Raw genomic sequence first — 17,045 nt, 5'->3', positions numbered from 1 at the left:
AACACTACAATTATTTAATCTTCCGCTTTGCCAGATACGCTTCCATTTCAACCAAGCTCAGGGCGTTGAAGGTCATATCGGTGGTGAGGCCGCCTTTTCGGGCTATAGCTACGCCATAGTGCATATCCAAATAGCCTTCCATTTCGTGAGCATCGGGGTTGATACTCAGCATCACGCCCTTTTCAACGGCATACTGAATCCAGCGCCAGTCTAAGTCCAGTCGATATGGGCTGGCATTAATTTCAATGATTACACCGTTTTCGGCGCAGGCATCTATAATGGCTTTATAATCAATCGGGTACCCTTGCCGTGAAAGCAACAAACGACCCGTCGGGTGACCCAGAATGGTAGTATATGGATTCTCAATGGCTTTGATAAGTCGCTCGGTGGCACGTGCTTCTGTCATAGTCAGATTGGAGTGAACCGATGCCACGATGAAATCGAAAGTTGCCAGCACTTCGTCAGGATAATCGAGCGAACCATCACCCAGAATATCCGATTCTATTCCTTTCAGAATTTTAAAGGGTTTACCACCCCCTTCATTGAGTTTTTTGTTCAGTTCTTCAATTTCAGCATGCTGCTGCATTACTTTATGCACGATCAGTCCGGATGCATACTGCGCCGACTGCGAGTGATCGGCAATGCCGAGGTATTCAAAACCGAGCTCCTGACAATAACGGGCCATCTGTTCCAGCGAATGCCGGCCATCAGAATACGTAGAGTGGTTATGCAGAATTCCTTTCAGGCTCTTCCAGGTTACCAGATCTTCATTTTTGCGGTTCAGAACCCAGTCGAACTCGGCTGCACCCTCACGCATTTCGGGTACAATGTAAGGTATGCCGTATTTCTCGTATATTTCTTCTTCGCTGCCCAAGCCTTTAGCCGTACTTAACTGCATCAATGTTTTGCCTTGCTCGTTTTTGCGTTTCAGGTGAGCCACATCCGCCGAATACATAAATTGTTTCTGCACAAATTTATCGGCCGGAACAAACTTAATCTCGAGGTCAATCTTGTTATCCTGGTATTTTCCACGCCAGGTAAATGGTGACGATATTTTGGGGCTCTCTACAAAGCTTTCAGGTAGCTGTGTAAAGAAACCCGCTGCCTGCGGCTCATCGTTTGAAACCAGAAACAGCAACGAGTCTACAATTTCATTTTTACGACGCACCTGTCCGGACACCTCCACCTTGCTATAGTATTGCTTCAGGTCTTCAGCAATGGCTTCAGCCAGTGCCTCCGCCTTATCCATGCGCAACTTACCTGCCTGGCTCTGCAAAAAGACGATTGATTCGAGTATGGTTTCCTGGGTTTTACCACCAAAGCCTTTTACCTTACCAATAGTGCCGTTTTCGCAGGCTATCTGCAAATCGTTCACGTTATCAATACCTACTTCTTTCCAGAGAGTCTTTATTTTCTTAACACCAATCCCCTTGATTTTAAACATATCAATTACACCTTCAGGGGTATTGGCCAGTAATTCCTGCAATTCTTTCAGTGTACCCGTGGTTACAATCTCAATTACTTTGCCTGCTATCATTTTACCTACTCCCTGCACCTGCGTGAGCTCACCTGCTTCCATAGCGGCCAGATCGCCGGTAAATTTATCGAGATAATAAACGGCATTGGTGTAGGCTCTTATTCTGAATTCGTCAACATCATGCAATTCCATTAACTTTGCAGTCAGTTCGAGCGTTTCAACAATATATTCATTAGTAACCATGAGTAGCTGTTATTAGGATAGAATGTATGTTCTGATTTTTTGAAACTCAAAGTAAACAATAATTTATGAGATTGATATTGTTTTTTATACTGATTTCTTTGGCAACCGCAGCGCAGAATCCGGTGCTGAAAGTACAGGTAACAGGTTTTGAAAGCAATAAAGGTATGCTACTGTTGGAGGTGCTGGATGCCAAAAAAAAATCGGTAAAAAAATTGGTGTTACCCATTAAAGACAAGCAGGTCGATATAAAAATTGCGGATTTAGGCACAGGGCAGTACTCGGTGCGGGTTTTTCATGATGCTAACGGCAACAATAAATTAGACACCAATCTGCTGGGGATTCCGAAAGAGCATTGGGGAATGTCGAACAACGTAAGGGCGGTTATGGGGCCACCCGATTTCAAGGAGAGTCTGTTCTGGTTGAAGGACAATAAGACTCTGGAGATTGTGGTGAAGTGAAGAACCCCACCCTGCCCTCCCCAACAGTGGGGAGGGTAATATTTACCCTTCTCTCATTGTTAGGTCAGACCGCTACCGGGGCTTTGATGGCCGGGTATGGGTCGTATTCTTCCAGTCTGAAATCTTCGTATTTGAAATCGAAAACGCTTTTCACCTCGGGGTTCATCCACATTTTAGGCAACTTGCGGGGTTCTCTTGATAGCTGTAGTTCTACCTGCTCCAGGTGATTCAGATAGATATGGGTGTCGCCACCTGTCCAGATAAATTCATAAGGTTCCAGTCCGCATTCCTGCGCTATCATCATGGTCAGTAAGGCATACGAGGCAATATTGAAAGGTACTCCCAGAAACACATCTGCACTGCGCTGGTATAACTGGCATGACAGTTTGTTATCAGCTACATAAAACTGAAACAAAGCATGGCAGGGCATCAGCGCCATTTCAGGAAGCTCACCGACATTCCATGCTGAAACAATGATACGACGGGAATCGGGAGATTTTTTAAGGGTATTCACAACCTCTTTCAGCTGGTCTATGCTGCGGCCGTCGGTTGTTGCCCAGCTACGCCACTGCTTGCCGTAAACCGGCCCGAGGTTTCCTTCGGCATCGGCCCATTCGTCCCAGATAGATACGCCGTTTTCTTTCAGATAGGCCGTATTGGTTTCTCCTTTGATAAACCACAATAACTCATGAATAATCGACCTGGTATGTACTTTTTTGGTAGTTACAAGCGGGAAACCGTCCTGCAGGTTAAACCGCATCTGATAACCGAAAACACTGATAGTACCTGTGCCGGTGCGGTCAGTTTTTTTTGTTCCGTTTTCAAGTATGTGTTTGAGCAGATCCTGGTATTGTTTCATGAGGGGTATTGGCTATTGGGATTTTATGCAAAGGTAATAAATTCTATTCTAACGATTAGTAATTTGTTACTTGAACTATGAGGTTAAACTTTCATGTATATGAGATATTGAAAAAACATTTCCTGTTCCTCTGTTGTTACTTTTTGAGCTGCAAAAAGTAACCAAAAAGCAGCCCATCATTCTAACTCACACAATTAAAAATCCGATAGACATCTCATGTATTTATAATCAAACGCTTGATTTTTAATTGCGCTCAAACAGGAATGACGTAATATGGTTTTTAATTTTTAGTTGTATTTCGTTTTTTTAAGTATTCTGCGCTTTTACTTTATAAAAATCTGATTTACTTCTGGTATTCTATCTAAAAGTCATTTTATCATTCATCTATCCCTGAATCAATTAATTATGAAAAATTAAAACAACTGAAAATTGTAACCTTATAACATCATTTCCTGTTTGAGCATGGTTAAAAATCTGGAAATAGATCGTATTAATCTTATTTGATTTTCGGATTTTTAATCGTGTGAGTTTAAATGATGCCTGTTTTGCGGACGGCTAGTCTTGCGTTACTTTTTTTCAGGTAAAAAAAGTAACAACCCGATACTTTAAAATCTTTGAACGAAGTCTTTGTCAGAAGTTCTAAATTGAAATGATATCGGAATATAATTGTGGCGGAACATGCTGCAAACAGGATGCTCGCGCCACATGAATTTATTACAACGCAATAGGCGCAGCCAGACAGGAATCCGGGATATTGAAAGCTTCTACCAATGGTACGGCGTCGGTACGGATTTCCCAGCATAACTGATTCACAAGCTTGCGGATAGCCTTTGTCTTTACGGCTTCCATGTAGCCCTCCTCCAGATACCAGCCTTTGTTTTGCTCTATTTGTGATAAGGCAAACAACTGTTTCAATTTTGTAAGAATAGCCTTCGTTCCTGTGTCTTCTACGGCGTTTACCGCTGTCTGAAACTGCTCCAGCATCAGGCGATCGAGATACGCCCGGGCGACATCCTGCATCTGGTGCTGGGCAACGTTGAAGGCATCGTAAGCATCGAGCCCGCTGTCAATCAGTTTTTTCATGCGCCTGGCAGCCGAAGCCAGAATCACTTTCTCACGATACTCGAATGCGTTTTTATGGAAGGTGTCATCTAACAAATGTGCTTCATCTGTTTTGCGGGTGGCCATCGGGTTCTTCTGCAAAATCACGGTTTTTGTTTGCTCATAGACGTAATTCAGCATACCCATGCTGTCCATGTTTTCAAACGTTTTCCGGAACTCCGCCAACCTGCTTTTAGCCACCAGTTGCATCAGCACGGTGTTGTCGCCCTCAAAAGTGGTATAAATCTCCGTATCGTTTTTGAGTGCGTCTATCCGGTTTTCCGACAGATAGCCTTTTCCGCCACAGGCCTCGCGGCACTCCTGCAATATATCGCGGGTGCTCCAGGTAACGTACGATTTCATTCCGGCCGCCAGGGCTTCAATTTCCTGCATGTCGGCTTCAGTTCGTTGTAAAAACCGGTTGGTAAGATACTGCAAACCGAAGTGCATGGCGTAGGTTTTGGCCAGTAGTGGCAATAACCTGCGTTGATGCATGCGGTAATTGAGGATGGGCACTTCCGAGCCCCCCTCGGGGCCAAACTGCCTACGCTGGTCGCCATAGGTAATGGCAATGGTCAAACCCGATTTAGCCGCTGAAAGCGCTGAACGAGGTATGCCTATTCTTCCCCCAACTAGTGTACCCAGCATGGTAAAAAAACGTCGACTATCGCTCGGAATCGGACTTTCAAACTCTCCTGCGTCATTGATTGAAGCAAAGCGGTCGAGCATGTCATCTTTGGGTATTATGACATTATCAAAACTGATGGTGCCATTGTCAACCCCGTTCAGACCCATTTTATGGCCGCAGTCGTGAATAGTAATGCCATCGAGAACCTTACCGGACTCATCTCGCAGCGGTACCACAAAGGCATTGACACCATAGTCTTTGCCGTCAATAATCAATTTAGCAAAGACAGTAGCCATTCGCCCGTGCCGGGCAGCATTGCCTATGTATTCTTTCTGCGCTTTGGCGTGAGGCGTATGTATGGTAAAAGTCCGGCTTTCGTGGTGGTAGGTTGCCGTTGTTTCTATACCTTTTACGTTAGAACCATGATTGGTTTCGGTCATGGCAAAGCAACCGGGCAGTTCGAGCGAACCGATTTTTTTCAGATACTTTTTATAATGTTTTTCGGTACCGAGCGATAACACGCTCATGCCCCACAGCCCGAACTGCACCCCGAATTTAATCACCAGGCTCAGGTCGTGGTAACTCAGGGTTTCCATAATGGCAAAGTAATCGGCTATGTTGTTGCCACCGCCGTATTCTTTCGGATAAGCCATATTGCCCAGGTTTTCCCGTGCCAGTAATTGGCACCATTGCAGCACTTTTTCACGATAAACCTGAATATCGGTTGATGTTTCGTAGGCAAACTCCGGCCGGCTGATGATATCCTTTACTCTTGCAATAATGGGCGCGTAGTTGCCATCAAGTATTTCGGTCAGTTTCCGGGTATCAAAACTACTGGCTGTATGGTGGATAGAAGTGAAGGTATTGCCGAATGTTCTGAACTGGCTGATGGCTTCTTCGCCCGCCAGACCGAGATTCGACTCCAATGTGCTGAAGACTGGTTCGAGTGCCATGATGTCGGCATCATTTCCGGATAGCCACACCGAAATATCAAAGATATCTTTCGCTTCCGGCAATGCCTGCAAAGCGTTTTCAATCTCTGTTTTCCACACAGCCAGTTGTTGTCTGCTTGGTGGCGAGGCAATGTCAATCTGCAACATCAGCTCTTCCTGCTCCTGTTCAGTAAGCCAGGGTTGCCTGTCGATAAATTCTTTCAGTGTCAGTAGTTCCTGGCGGGTCAGGAGGTCGTCGGACCATACCAGATAAAAAAGCGGAAGAAAAGCTTTCAGTTTTGTGTTCTCCATATAATTACATAAGGTTGTGCCTGATGAGATAGGTAAATATAGCGAGTTTATGCTTAGCTATAAAACTGTTTTCCAATTTGTTGCAGCTCCCGGACTTATTACAGCGGTTCCATAAGCCTGGCGAAATCTTATGGTTGTGTTCAAAGCAAAGAACCGACCGGCTACTGCCAACAGCACACTTTGTCAAAATTTTGCAATAATTATGAAAATCGTTTTATTTTACGACGATTTCATGTAGATTAGTTTAGACTTTTGCAAATCTGAATATACCTCTACCCGTGCCTGGTATCTTCGGACACCGCGGAACCATTCCGGCTAAAAACTTCTTCTATTCTGTTACCTTACCGTCAATTGCAGTATGTAGTCATCATTTATCATCGGGTTGATATGGCAGATCAGAACAATGTAAAAGAGGCAATTTTTATTGCTATTGACCTGGCTCCATTAATTTTTTTTGCGCTTTCTGCTGCAATCACCGGCACCATAGTTTTTTTTCAGCGAAGGCAATGGAGGGGTATCCGTCAGAAAATAGAATTGAAGGCCCAACTGGTGCAGGCAATACTTCTTGAAAGAATCGATTTACAAAACAATCTACTGAAACAAATCAACAGAGAGCTGCACGACAGGCCCGGGCAATTGCTTTTTGTTGCGAAAATCAATCTTAATATTCTGGAAGAAAAAGAACAACCCGCCGACAGCCTGCACTACATAACTACGGCTAATAATCTACTTACGCAAACCATTGACGAACTGCGGGTATCCATGAGGCATCTGGAAGAGATATCGGTGCGTCAGGACAACCTGGTGCAGGGTGTCAGACACGAGCTGGATAAAATCAGAAATAAAGCACAAACGGATACCCATGTAATTGTAAACGGTAAACCGTACCGGTTGCTGAATGAGCAGGAAATTGTGCTGCTGACAGTAGTGAGAGATATTCTGGGTCTGGTAATGAAGCATAAGGAACCCGACGGAATCAGGGTGACTTTTGGTTTCGAACGGGGGAAATTCAGACTAAGTATAGGCATTGACCACCACAATTACGGAAACTGTGAACATGCTACCTCGCATGTAAACCTACTGAACCAGCTCATAAACAAATGTCGGCTTATTGATTTTGATTGCCGTGTTGACCCAACAGACGGCCACAACACAACTTTTCATTTTTATGCCCTACACCGGCAAACCACTTTTAGCCTTCAGCGGCTTTATTGATAAAACTTCAGACCTTTTTCTATTTTGTCGAGCGTTTTTACTATTCTGTCGGCTCTGGTTTCGTCGGTTTTGGCCGAATAAATCCAGTCTATGAAACCTTTCTTTTCACCATCTGAGTAGCCCATAAATTTTTCGTACAGTCCGGGTTCATCCTGCAAGCATGCTATGAGTTCATCAGGAATCTCGGTCGGCAAATTATCGGCATAAAAGATTATTCTTACGGTGTCGCCCGCCTGTTTCTTAATCTTCTTCCTGATTTCGGCTCTGACAGGAAAAAAGAGATTACCATTGCTCATGGGCATCAGGTTATAGCCCTGTATCTCAAAATCGTCTATCGTGCCCCGCACCCTCACCCAGCCGAAAGGCCCCTTTTGGGTGGGAGGTATCCCTATAATCTCCACAAAAGTCCACCCGCCTTTGCCATCCACTTTCTGCATGCAATAGTCTTTGTCAACAAGGAGTTTTTCCATTATTTTTTTGATTTTCTGGCCAATGGGTTGAAATCCAGATACAGCTGTATCCAGTGAGCCAGGTCTTTTTGTAAACGAAACCCATTTTGGGTCACATAAACGTATCCTTTCATGGCCTTGCCTGTAAAATCCATAGGTTGGCAATCATTATTTTCCAGAGCTGCCTCATAGTCTTTTTCACTCAGTCGGCAAAGCAACACGTCATCACCGTTTTTCTTGTCGGTGTGGGTGGCACAAAACATTTTGTCAGCAACCATGATGCACACCCCGCCGAACATCGTCTTTTCAGAAAAAGTCACCTGTTTTTCATCAAGTATATCTCTGATACGATTCAGGATGGCTTCGTTATAGGGCATGGGATAAAGTATTTGAGTAAAACCAGCAACTTAATTTTCAGATCAGGAAGACACGTATTTTACCTTAATTCTCTGCTATCAATTTTTCATTAATTGTATGGTAAGTTCTTCTTTTAAAAACCTAATCCTTTTCTATACTTTCTAACTTGATACTATTAGAAGCTTTACTCTTTATTTCTCTTTTTAAGGAGTACTAATTTAACCTCCTTTACAGTTTCATCAGCGGTATTTTGCGGTTTTTTATCAGTTAAAGCTTTTATTTTTTGAATATGAGGACTTAATATACTCTTGTCGAATATATCACTACTTGATTGCAACGATTCAAGCTGAGCGATTGCAGTTTTTGCCAATGCGGTTAATCTTCTATCTATCGGTATATGATTCCTGATCATTTCTGCATTTAAACTTTCAAGATTTGATAAAACTATCAATTGGTGTGTATCTGCATAATCTCTTAAATTTCTACCCTGTAAAACTAACTGAGGATTTTCTTCTCTCCATTTCTTCGATGTTATCCCAAATAAAGCAAGATTTAATATTTCAGCTTCTTCAGCATATACAACTCCTTCTTTGGTTTTTAGCAGGTTTCTCAAAGGCAAAAGGTTTTCTTTAATGGAATCAGTCTGTATTTTATAATTTACCTTACTTATTACTCGCCGTATGTCCCAGATTTGACCTAACTGTTGAGATTCTTCCTCTTTGAATCGCTGGAACTCTTTTATTAAATAAAGTTTGAACTCAGGACTTAAATATGTACCAAACTCAAAAGCAATATCCTTATGAGCAAAAGTTCCGCCACCATACCGACCAGCCTTGGATATCACCCCTATTGCATTAGTTGCATCAATCCATTTTTTGGGTGTCAAAGAAAAACTATTTAACCCTGCCTGAGATCTAAAGGTATCGAATTCGATACCTTTAAAATTCGGGTTATGAATTTGTTCCCATATTCCCAGAAACTCAACTGTATTTCTATTCCGCATCCAATTATAAATCATTGAATCATCACCAAAATTCTTTACCATATCAGTTAAGGATATATAATCCTCATGATTTTGTTCAATGATTTTTATTTCCGCTCCTTTTACCTTTATATGTTTGCTTGCCATACAATAATGAGTTTCTAACTTTTATCTTAAATAAGAATCTCCAAATTCGGTATTAGTTTAAAAATATCAAAATTCTACTATTGCCTTATTACGGTAATTTGTCAGCGCAATATTTTATATTACAATCAGCATTGCTTCAGTTTTTCTAAGCCAAGGGCTAAAATTCAGAAACATTAATCGCTTTTCTAGTGTAAAACAGGCATTAAAATCAAGCTTAAAAATTTATCTATGGTAATTCCACATATCATCTCTTTTCAAAATTAGTCATCACATTAGGCACATACTGAAAAAACATTATACCTTTGCTGAAGGTTGTAAAGGCTGCCTGTTCTCACAAAAGATAAATTCACCTTTCTTATTCTACTGTTTTTTTTGTTTATTTAATTTCCGCCGATTGTGAGATAATGGCATAAAGGGAATCATATGAACAAATTACAACCACTCCGATTAACTGAGTTGAAAACTCAGGCTCATTTTCTTCTTAAAGACCTCGAAAGGCAATCTGACGTTTCTCTTAAAGCCGCCAACAGATTTCGTATTCATCCCGCTTTCGCAGAAAAAACTGACTATTGGCTACTCGAAAACACTGACGCCATTCAGTTGAAACATGCCTATGCAGTATTGGCGCTGGAAAAAGGATTCACGAATTGGGCAGCGCTTCGAAACACAGTGATTGAATCCGACTGCCTCTATCGTGCCTCGGCTGTTGCTTTTATTCATGCATGGTTTAAGAACTATCATACCGCACAGGCCTATCTCATGAAAAACGGAGGATATTTGCTCTCATTCTGGGACGATTTTGTGGTATGCGGAAAAGAATACGTTACCCGATTGGGCCTTATTGACTACGAGAGCCAATGGAAAAACATTGGCTTTGACTGGCATGAACCCAAAGACGCAGCGGCTTTTCAGTTGCTGAAAGAAGTCGCCATTAAAAACTATCTGTTTCAACAATAACATTAAAAAACAAACAATGAAAAATTACCTCGGACGAATAATAATACTGGTGAATGATTATGAAGAAGCATCGCTTTTTTATGAAGAAAATTTTGGTTTTAAGAGAATTTTCGACGTCACTACGCATGTAGGGCAGCGTTTTTTGCACATCGGCACTGATACTTTAGATGCCCTTGGTATCTGGTTTCTGAAAGCCGATACAAAAGAACAAAGGGAGAAAGTGGGGAATCAGACCGCAGGGCAACCAACCCTTGTCATTTATACTACCTCTTTAGAAGAACTTTACGGAAAACTAAAAAGTAATAATGTGCAGATTAAAGTTGAGCCGGTATTAACACCCGAATATAAGTTTTTCCATTGCTACGATTTATATGGAAACGAAATTGTGGTAGTAGAAATAAAAGAATAACGCCCAAGCAGGTGTTGATTATATACAACTAAGGGTAGTATCTCTATTCAACTAAAATAGAGATACTACCCTTAGTTGCTCTTTACATAACCTGTTTCAGGGTGTAATTTTTTATTCCTGATTCAAAGAATACGAATGGGTGATTTCGGCTGAGGCAGATAGTTGCGCGGTAGCCGAACAGTATTTTTCCATCGATAGCTTGATGGCTCTCTCAATTTTATCCGGGTCAATGGTGCCTTTAAATGCAAAATGCACGTTTATTTTTCTGAAAGGCTTCATTTCAGTGCCTTCAATCTGTACGCGCTCGCCGTCAACAGAAATTTTTAAGTCTTCAATTATCTGGCGTTGCTTCTTCAGCACCAGTATTACGTCAATAGCAGTGCAACCTCCTAATCCCATTAATAGTAATTCCATAGGCCTGGCACCTGCATTATGGCCGCCTATGTCTACGTTGGCGTCAATGTGTGTGGCGATGTCTGACGTTCCTTTGGCTTCAAAATGAAAAGCATCGTCTACTCTTACTAATTCTACTTTCATATTATTATTTTGTTGTAGTGCTGTTTACCATTTATACTTTTTATCGTTTCATCATGTTTTTCTCGATTTTTTCAACTTCGGAATAGCCGTCTGCCTCAAACATGAAATGATGTTTTAGGGTCTTTAATTTTTACCTGTGCATTTTACTTATATATACGAAAACAATTAATGTTGATACGAAGTTTCCTGATTGTAGCGAAAGAAAGTTCGTGCCACAAAGGGAATTCGACAATCTGAAATCGACATTCGACAATCTCAAAGGTTTTAATTTTGAAAGTTTTTTAGGAAATTGCAGTTTCAAATGGCGCAGCACTTTTTTTAATGATGAATACCTGCGCTATCAATGCCGATTCTGTGGCAAATAAAACAGATTTCTAAAGAAAAACCGATAAAATGGCAAAATACAATTCACTGGTAGAAATTCAGGAGGCAATCAGAAAACAGGAGACGTCTTGTGTAGCGTTGGTGAAATATTATCTGGAACGAATTGAGGCAAATAAAAATCTGAATGTTTTTTTAGAAGTATATGCTGACGAGGCGCTGAAAAAAGCGGCAGAGGTTGACAATAAAATCAAGAACAACACGGCAGGGCGCCTGGCCGGAATGGTGATAGGTGTGAAAGATGTACTGGCGTACGAAAACCACGGGCTGCAGGCGGCAAGTAAAATATTGAGCGGGTTTGAGTCTCAGTTTACAGCCACGGCCGTGCAAAGGGTGATTGACGAAGATGTGATTATTATAGGACGCCAGAACTGCGATGAGTTTGCGATGGGGTCGTCGAACGAAAATTCGGCATTTGGCCCGGTGCGCAACTACGCCGACCCAACCCGTGTGCCGGGCGGTTCGTCGGGGGCATCGGCAGTAGCAGTGCAGGCAGATATGTGCCTGGCTTCGCTGGGGTCTGATACCGGAGGTTCGGTGCGCCAACCGGCCGCTTTCTGCGGAGTAATAGGGGTAAAACCCACCTACTCGCGGGTGTCGCGCTGGGGTTTGATCGCCTACGCGTCGTCGTTCGACTGCGTGGGGCCGATCACCCGTGATGTGGACGATGCAGCCCTGTTACTCGAAATCATTGCCGGAGCAGATGAGTACGACAGCACGGTTTCTACCCTGCCGGTACCCGAATACAGCAAGCAACTGACGCCCAAAATCCACTACCGAATTGCGTACATGCGTGAGGCGCTGGAAAGCGAAGGACTGGACGAAGATGTGAAGCAGCGAACTTTTGATAAAATAAATTGGTTAAGAAACCTGGGGCATGTGGTGGAAGCTGTTGACTACCCATTGCTAAAATATCTACTACCTACGTATTACATATTGACTACTGCCGAAGCCAGTTCGAACCTGTCGCGTTTTGATGGGGTAAAATACGGCTACCGTGCCGGCAGCAGGATTGAAAATCTGGAGAGTCTGTATAAAAAAACACGTGCCGAAGGCTTCGGAGCGGAGGTTCGCAGGCGTATCATACTAGGCACTTTTGTATTAAGTGCAGATTATTATGATGCCTATTATACCAAAGCACAGCGGGTTCGTCGTTTAATAAAAGAGTCGACAGAGAAAATCCTGACATCGTATGATTTTTTAATTTCGCCAACGACTCCAACGCCACCATTTAAAATAGGAGAAAAATCGGAAGACCAATTGCAGATGTTTCTGGCTGATATTTTTACAGTTCAGGCCAATGTAATCGGAAACCCGTGTATTTCGGTTCCAAACGGGCATAGTTCTGATGGCCTGCCCATAGGAATACAGGTGCTTGGCAAAAATTTTGAAGAAAGCGAGATGCTTGCTTTCGCCAAACTTTTGCAGTGACAATAAGCCGGAAACGAAAATCTGATTAACAATCCTGTTTGATTCAAAATGATGTTTTTCACTGATTGTGAATAGCTAATGCCCTCATTTTGAACCAAAATGTGACCTCAGATTGCCCTTCTATTGCTTATTGTTTTTTCAGAAAAAATTGAAAATTTCAAAAAAAACTTACAATTCCTTGACAAACAAGTGGTTATGGTTTATTTTTGAGAAAGATTGCTTTCTTATTGCCATAACTAAGCTGAGATCCCTTAGTAAAAGACATTCAAATTATGACATTACTCAAGAAGTGCCTCGTCATTGCGAGCTTTATTGGCTGTGCCAGTTTTTCATCACACGCCCAGTCTATAATTCCTCAGGAAGCTACTACAGTTTCGTCTGAAGACACTCTCCCCGAGCAACCCGTAGAAGCCTTTATTCCAAGTACCGACTCAAGAAAGGTACGCGAAGGCTTTCAGAAAATGCAAAAAACCATGCCGTTAGAATACAACGCAACGGTGCAGAGCTTTGTAGAATATTTTATCTACAAAAAGCCGAGCTTTACCAAACGCATGCTCGAAAAGAAAGACTTTTATTTCCCGATTTTTGAAAAATACCTGGCCAAATACGAAATGCCCGACGAGCTGAAGTATTTGTCGATGATCGAATCAGCGCTTAATCCAAAGGCCGTTTCAAGAGCAAAAGCTGTGGGCTTGTGGCAGTTTATGAAACCCACCGGCCGCGAGCATGGCCTGAGAATTGACGAGTACGTAGACGAAAGAATGGACATTGAGAAGTCGACCGATGCCGCTTGCCGGTATTTCAGACAATTGTATAAGATATTCGGCGACTGGGAACTGGTGCTGGCCTCTTACAATACCGGCCCGGGTAACCTGAGAAGAGCGATACGCCGTGCCGGAAACATAACCAACTACTGGCAGCTTCATCCTTATCTACACCGCGACACCCGCACTTATGTACCGCAGTTTACGGCCATTATGTATATGATGCACTATGCCGACCAATATGGCATTGCCGGTGAAGATTCGTTAAGAATGGCGCCGAGAGAATACCAGACTGTAACGATTGACGGCTATGTAGACATGGAAGCATTTTGCACCGCCAGCGGGATAAGCCTTGACGATATCCAATTACTGAACCCGCATATACTGAAAAGCTACGTGCCCGCCTGGAACCGCGGTCTGGAGCTCAGGATTCCGTCAGAAAGCTATGCTTATTTTGAAGAAAACCGCCAGACTATACTCGAATCGGCCTCTAAAAAGCATGGAAATACCATGCTGGCTTCAAATGACCCGCAAGCTGAACCCGGCGTAGTAATTATAGGAGCCAACAGTAGCAGTTATGCAGCCGCAGATGACGAAGGTACCGATGAAAACGTAAAACCTGAGCGGGAAGAAGAAGAGGTTAAGAAAATAAGAAAGGTAAAGAAGAGGTATCATGTGGTGAAACGAGGCGAAGTACTGAACAGAATTGCCACGAAATACAATGTAGAAATGTATGACCTGAAGGTATGGAATAAACTGAAATCATCAAAAATACTGGCAGGCCAACGCCTGGTGATTCTTGACGACGACAATGAAGAAGTAGCCGAAGTTGAGCGCACGATCAAGTCAGAAAGAAAAACCAAGAACCAGATTGAGCATAGCAAGCCCAAATATCATCTGGTACAAAAAGGTGATACTTTATGGAAAATATCACAACGCTATGGCGGCATTTCAATAGAAAAACTCAAGAAACTGAACGGTTTGCGCTCTAATAGTGTAAAAGCCGGCCAGAAACTAAAAATAAGCTGATGTGAAATAACGGCATCCGGCTACAAGAAAGCTCTCTTTTTAAGGAGAGCTTTTTTTATGTACATGAGGCACCAGTATGCACTAAAATGCCAATACATTGCTTAAAAATTTGCAATTATTGTGTTTTTTTAATTAATTCGCCTACCCTTTTTAACTTATAAGTCACCTACCCGCAATGTTTCAATTTGACAATGATCCCAGATTATATCTGAGTATCTGTAACTTGTTATTGATACTTCTCGCCTTCCTGAGTTTCTGGCCTCTGCTCCGGGATCCCGGCAAATCCAAAATTTACCTCTGGGCTTTACTCATCACCATTTCGATGGTTTTTATTGGTTATCGCTTGCCGGTTATCGTCTACAATGTGGCGCTGAATCCGGACGAAAACCTGTTTATAGTGGGAGCCATGACACTGGTCAAAAAGCATATCTTCTGGAAATCGGTAGACAGCGGTTCCAGCGGGCCTTTTAATGTGTATATCATCACGGTTTTCTGTGAGCTCTTTAAACAGCCTTACGATTACGTATCTGCACGCATCATCGGCGCGGGTCTCATGCTGGGCAGCATCATTCTGAATTTCTTGACGCTGAAAAAGTTCTTTTCACTCAAGATAGCAGCGCTCAGTATTTTCCCGGTGGTAGCCTGGCTGGCTACAACCAGATACTCCAATTTTGTGCATTACAGCAGCGAACATCTTCCGATTTTCCTGCTTAGCATTATCAGTTATCTGTATATGCTTTTGTCTGAAGAAGCAACCCTGAAGCTGAAACACCTTTTCTTATTGGGGTTTATTGCCGGTATGATTCCATTCGCCAAGTTGCAGGCCACTCCTGTTGCGGCATTTATTGCATTCATTACTTACTGGCTTATCTACAGGAAAAAGAAAAAAGAGTCTGCCCTCCCTTTTGCAGTGCTTACTTTAGGAGGCCTTTCGATACCTCTTATTCTTGTTGCACTTGGCATTTCTTATCATTTTCTTGACGACATGTGGACATCCTATATTCAGTATAACCTGAGTTATGGAAATAAGCAATCCATGTGGCTATACCTGACAAATTCATTTGCCGATCCGGTTAATTTTCATATCAAAATCGTAGCGGCATTAACCGTATGGGTGCTGATACACAGACTTTATTTTCTGAAACAATATAAGCTAACAGCAAAGTCTGTATTTACTATTGTCTTTGTGAGTGTCAGCATTTTTTCAGTCTACAAAACAGGTTATATGTTTCACCATTATCTTTTATTTCTGGTGTTTCCCTCAGCCTTTTTATTTGCTTACTTTCTTGACGGGTTTCTGTCGATACGGAAAACTATAATTAACTATGCCATTGTAGGTACCCTGCTTGTGACAATCCTGGCGGCCACATTGATTATTCCGACCCATAACGAGTACATTACCGTATCTCAAACAAAGCGACCACTTGAGGTGTCGGATATCGGCCATGTGATTTTAAAGTATACACAACCCACCGAGCCCCTGGTTATCTGGGGCGACCAAGGGTCTTACTATCTGGAAACCAAACGTGTGCAGGGTATCAGATGGAGTAATTCTCACTGGGGTATGTATAGCGACACGGTGCAGAAACTTTGCACAAAGCAGTTTGTAAAAGAGTTTAAGGAGCAATTATCGCCCGTATTTATCGATACGCATGTTGTTACAGGCTCAACTATGGTTCGCACAAAGCTTGGCTATGAAACCGTGCCCGAACTCAAAGAGCTGATTGATACCCATTACCGTTTTCTGACAGAGATAAACCAGCAAAGGGTATACATTCGCAACGACCGGTATGAAGAAATAAATAAAAGTATTGCCCAATTGACACCGGGTAAAGTTATTTCATCAGAAATTCCTTAATAGTGCTTTCAATTTTTCTGGTAGAAACGAGAAAGGGCTTGTCGGTGATGGTAACCTCGATTTTGATTTCAGGGCTGTCTGGCTCTGAGAGAACCAGGTAGCCTCCCTTTACATCGCCTATGGGTGTGTCAATGCTAAAGGTACCTTTGGTATCGTTTCCGTCAAATGCACCACCTTGATTAGTGATAGCTTTTTCGGCTGCTGATACAAATTCGCCAGACGTTCCGGGGTAAGCAATGTTGAATGATGATGCCATAGTTTTCAGAGTTTAATTGTGGACGAGATGTGAAATTTAATAAAACTTTTGGAGGCATACAAGCCTCGTGAAGTATAAAAAACAAAATATTATTTGGCAAAGTTCCGATTAGGGGTATATACACCCACTACTATATCTCAGATAGGAGCAGGAAAAACCAGTCAAAAGTGCGCTTTACGATTTCTTCTTTAAAGGTTTTATGTAGAATTTACTTCCATTATCTAGAAAACTCCCTCACTTAACAAGTCTTTCAAAATAATGAC

At 42.4% G+C, this 17,045-nt stretch carries 15 protein-coding genes; 7 read left to right on the top strand and 8 right to left on the bottom strand.

Annotated elements, in window-relative coordinates:
• Window positions 1-10 precede the first annotated feature (10 nt).
• Window positions 11-1,720, bottom strand: coding sequence for a PHP domain-containing protein (locus AC1RRY_RS19285; RefSeq protein ID WP_492821537.1), 1,710 nt, complete (start codon window positions 1,718-1,720; stop codon window positions 11-13).
• 65 nt (window positions 1,721-1,785) lie between these two features.
• On the opposite strand from AC1RRY_RS19285, the gene AC1RRY_RS19280 reads away from it, so the two are divergent.
• Entirely contained in the window at window positions 1,786-2,178 is a 393-nt protein-coding gene (locus AC1RRY_RS19280; RefSeq protein WP_492821539.1) for a DUF2141 domain-containing protein, read from the top strand.
• A 64-nt stretch (window positions 2,179-2,242) separates the two neighbouring features.
• Here AC1RRY_RS19280 and AC1RRY_RS19275 read toward each other — a convergent pair whose 3' ends face one another.
• Both AC1RRY_RS19275 and AC1RRY_RS19270 read right to left on the bottom strand, forming a co-directional pair.
• Window positions 2,243-3,037 carry a thymidylate synthase gene (locus AC1RRY_RS19275; RefSeq protein WP_492821541.1) on the bottom strand — a complete coding sequence of 265 codons (795 nt, stop codon included), beginning with the start codon at window positions 3,035-3,037 and terminating at the stop codon, window positions 2,243-2,245.
• 714 nt (window positions 3,038-3,751) lie between these two features.
• Window positions 3,752-6,010, bottom strand: coding sequence for an acyl-CoA dehydrogenase family protein (locus AC1RRY_RS19270; protein WP_492821543.1), 2,259 nt, complete (start codon window positions 6,008-6,010; stop codon window positions 3,752-3,754).
• Window positions 6,011-6,397: 387 nt separating this feature from the next.
• On the opposite strand from AC1RRY_RS19270, the gene AC1RRY_RS19265 reads away from it, so the two are divergent.
• On the top strand, window positions 6,398-7,225 hold the full coding sequence (locus AC1RRY_RS19265) for a sensor histidine kinase (protein ID WP_492821545.1): 828 nt from the start codon (window positions 6,398-6,400) through the stop codon (window positions 7,223-7,225).
• Here the strand turns inward: AC1RRY_RS19265 and AC1RRY_RS19260 are convergent.
• The 3 genes from AC1RRY_RS19260 to AC1RRY_RS19250 all read right to left on the bottom strand — a co-directional run bounded on the left by AC1RRY_RS19260 (window position 7,219) and on the right by AC1RRY_RS19250 (window position 9,160).
• On the bottom strand, window positions 7,219-7,695 hold the full coding sequence (locus tag AC1RRY_RS19260) for a YdeI/OmpD-associated family protein (protein WP_492821547.1): 477 nt from the start codon (window positions 7,693-7,695) through the stop codon (window positions 7,219-7,221). The genes AC1RRY_RS19265 and AC1RRY_RS19260 overlap by 7 nt on opposite strands.
• The gene (locus AC1RRY_RS19255; protein WP_492821549.1) at window positions 7,695-8,051 is read right to left on the bottom strand and encodes a TfoX/Sxy family protein; all 357 of its coding nucleotides are present in this window, start codon (window positions 8,049-8,051) and stop codon (window positions 7,695-7,697) included. The genes AC1RRY_RS19260 and AC1RRY_RS19255 overlap by 1 nt, the downstream gene beginning before the upstream one ends.
• A 164-nt stretch (window positions 8,052-8,215) precedes the next feature.
• Window positions 8,216-9,160 (bottom strand): KilA-N domain-containing protein, encoded by a 945-nt coding sequence (locus AC1RRY_RS19250; protein WP_492821551.1) that lies wholly within the window; start codon window positions 9,158-9,160, stop codon window positions 8,216-8,218.
• 423 nt (window positions 9,161-9,583) lie between these two features.
• On the opposite strand from AC1RRY_RS19250, the gene AC1RRY_RS19245 reads away from it, so the two are divergent.
• Both AC1RRY_RS19245 and AC1RRY_RS19240 read left to right on the top strand, forming a co-directional pair.
• Window positions 9,584-10,117 carry a hypothetical protein gene (locus AC1RRY_RS19245; protein WP_492821553.1) on the top strand — a complete coding sequence of 178 codons (534 nt, stop codon included), beginning with the start codon at window positions 9,584-9,586 and terminating at the stop codon, window positions 10,115-10,117.
• A gap of 16 nt (window positions 10,118-10,133) precedes the next feature.
• Window positions 10,134-10,526 carry a VOC family protein gene (locus AC1RRY_RS19240; RefSeq protein ID WP_492821555.1) on the top strand — a complete coding sequence of 131 codons (393 nt, stop codon included), beginning with the start codon at window positions 10,134-10,136 and terminating at the stop codon, window positions 10,524-10,526.
• A gap of 111 nt (window positions 10,527-10,637) precedes the next feature.
• Here AC1RRY_RS19240 and AC1RRY_RS19235 read toward each other — a convergent pair whose 3' ends face one another.
• Complete coding sequence (locus AC1RRY_RS19235; protein WP_492821557.1) at window positions 10,638-11,063, bottom strand: OsmC family protein; 426 nt, start codon at window positions 11,061-11,063, stop codon at window positions 10,638-10,640.
• Between the two features lie 393 nt (window positions 11,064-11,456).
• Between AC1RRY_RS19235 and gatA the strand changes: the two genes are divergently transcribed.
• The 3 genes from gatA to AC1RRY_RS19220 all read left to right on the top strand — a co-directional run bounded on the left by gatA (window position 11,457) and on the right by AC1RRY_RS19220 (window position 16,526).
• The gene (gatA, locus tag AC1RRY_RS19230) at window positions 11,457-12,875 is read left to right on the top strand and encodes an Asp-tRNA(Asn)/Glu-tRNA(Gln) amidotransferase subunit GatA (RefSeq protein ID WP_492821559.1); all 1,419 of its coding nucleotides are present in this window, start codon (window positions 11,457-11,459) and stop codon (window positions 12,873-12,875) included.
• A gap of 272 nt (window positions 12,876-13,147) precedes the next feature.
• Window positions 13,148-14,668, top strand: coding sequence for a lytic transglycosylase domain-containing protein (locus tag AC1RRY_RS19225; protein WP_492821561.1), 1,521 nt, complete (start codon window positions 13,148-13,150; stop codon window positions 14,666-14,668).
• Window positions 14,669-14,843: 175 nt separating this feature from the next.
• On the top strand, window positions 14,844-16,526 hold the full coding sequence (locus AC1RRY_RS19220) for a glycosyltransferase family protein (RefSeq protein ID WP_492821563.1): 1,683 nt from the start codon (window positions 14,844-14,846) through the stop codon (window positions 16,524-16,526).
• On the opposite strand, the gene AC1RRY_RS19215 is transcribed toward AC1RRY_RS19220, so the two are convergent.
• Window positions 16,504-16,782 carry a hypothetical protein gene (locus tag AC1RRY_RS19215; protein WP_492821565.1) on the bottom strand — a complete coding sequence of 93 codons (279 nt, stop codon included), beginning with the start codon at window positions 16,780-16,782 and terminating at the stop codon, window positions 16,504-16,506. The two genes, AC1RRY_RS19220 and AC1RRY_RS19215, sit on opposite strands and share 23 nt — an antisense overlap.
• Window positions 16,783-17,045: the final 263 nt, after the last annotated feature.

Source organism: Emticicia sp. GW821-FHT11C11, assembly GCF_058808615.1.
Note: the sequence above shows the minus strand (reverse complement) of the source record. Positions and strands in the feature narration are given on the sequence as shown.

Excerpts from the sequence above, each read along its gene's own strand:
- AC1RRY_RS19285 (WP_492821537.1), bottom strand. The coding sequence starts at position 1,720 with ATGGTTACTAATGAATATATTGTTGAAACGCTCGAACTGACTGCAAAG.
- AC1RRY_RS19280 (WP_492821539.1), top strand. The coding sequence starts at position 1,786 with ATGAGATTGATATTGTTTTTTATACTGATTTCTTTGGCAACCGCAGCG.
- AC1RRY_RS19275 (WP_492821541.1), bottom strand. The coding sequence starts at position 3,037 with ATGAAACAATACCAGGATCTGCTCAAACACATACTTGAAAACGGAACA.
- AC1RRY_RS19270 (WP_492821543.1), bottom strand. The coding sequence starts at position 6,010 with ATGGAGAACACAAAACTGAAAGCTTTTCTTCCGCTTTTTTATCTGGTA.
- AC1RRY_RS19265 (WP_492821545.1), top strand. The coding sequence starts at position 6,398 with ATGGCAGATCAGAACAATGTAAAAGAGGCAATTTTTATTGCTATTGAC.
- AC1RRY_RS19260 (WP_492821547.1), bottom strand. The coding sequence starts at position 7,695 with ATGGAAAAACTCCTTGTTGACAAAGACTATTGCATGCAGAAAGTGGAT.
- AC1RRY_RS19255 (WP_492821549.1), bottom strand. The coding sequence starts at position 8,051 with ATGCCCTATAACGAAGCCATCCTGAATCGTATCAGAGATATACTTGAT.
- AC1RRY_RS19250 (WP_492821551.1), bottom strand. The coding sequence starts at position 9,160 with ATGGCAAGCAAACATATAAAGGTAAAAGGAGCGGAAATAAAAATCATT.
- AC1RRY_RS19245 (WP_492821553.1), top strand. The coding sequence starts at position 9,584 with ATGAACAAATTACAACCACTCCGATTAACTGAGTTGAAAACTCAGGCT.
- AC1RRY_RS19240 (WP_492821555.1), top strand. The coding sequence starts at position 10,134 with ATGAAAAATTACCTCGGACGAATAATAATACTGGTGAATGATTATGAA.
- AC1RRY_RS19235 (WP_492821557.1), bottom strand. The coding sequence starts at position 11,063 with ATGAAAGTAGAATTAGTAAGAGTAGACGATGCTTTTCATTTTGAAGCC.
- gatA (WP_492821559.1), top strand. The coding sequence starts at position 11,457 with ATGGCAAAATACAATTCACTGGTAGAAATTCAGGAGGCAATCAGAAAA.
- AC1RRY_RS19225 (WP_492821561.1), top strand. The coding sequence starts at position 13,148 with ATGACATTACTCAAGAAGTGCCTCGTCATTGCGAGCTTTATTGGCTGT.
- AC1RRY_RS19220 (WP_492821563.1), top strand. The coding sequence starts at position 14,844 with ATGTTTCAATTTGACAATGATCCCAGATTATATCTGAGTATCTGTAAC.
- AC1RRY_RS19215 (WP_492821565.1), bottom strand. The coding sequence starts at position 16,782 with ATGGCATCATCATTCAACATTGCTTACCCCGGAACGTCTGGCGAATTT.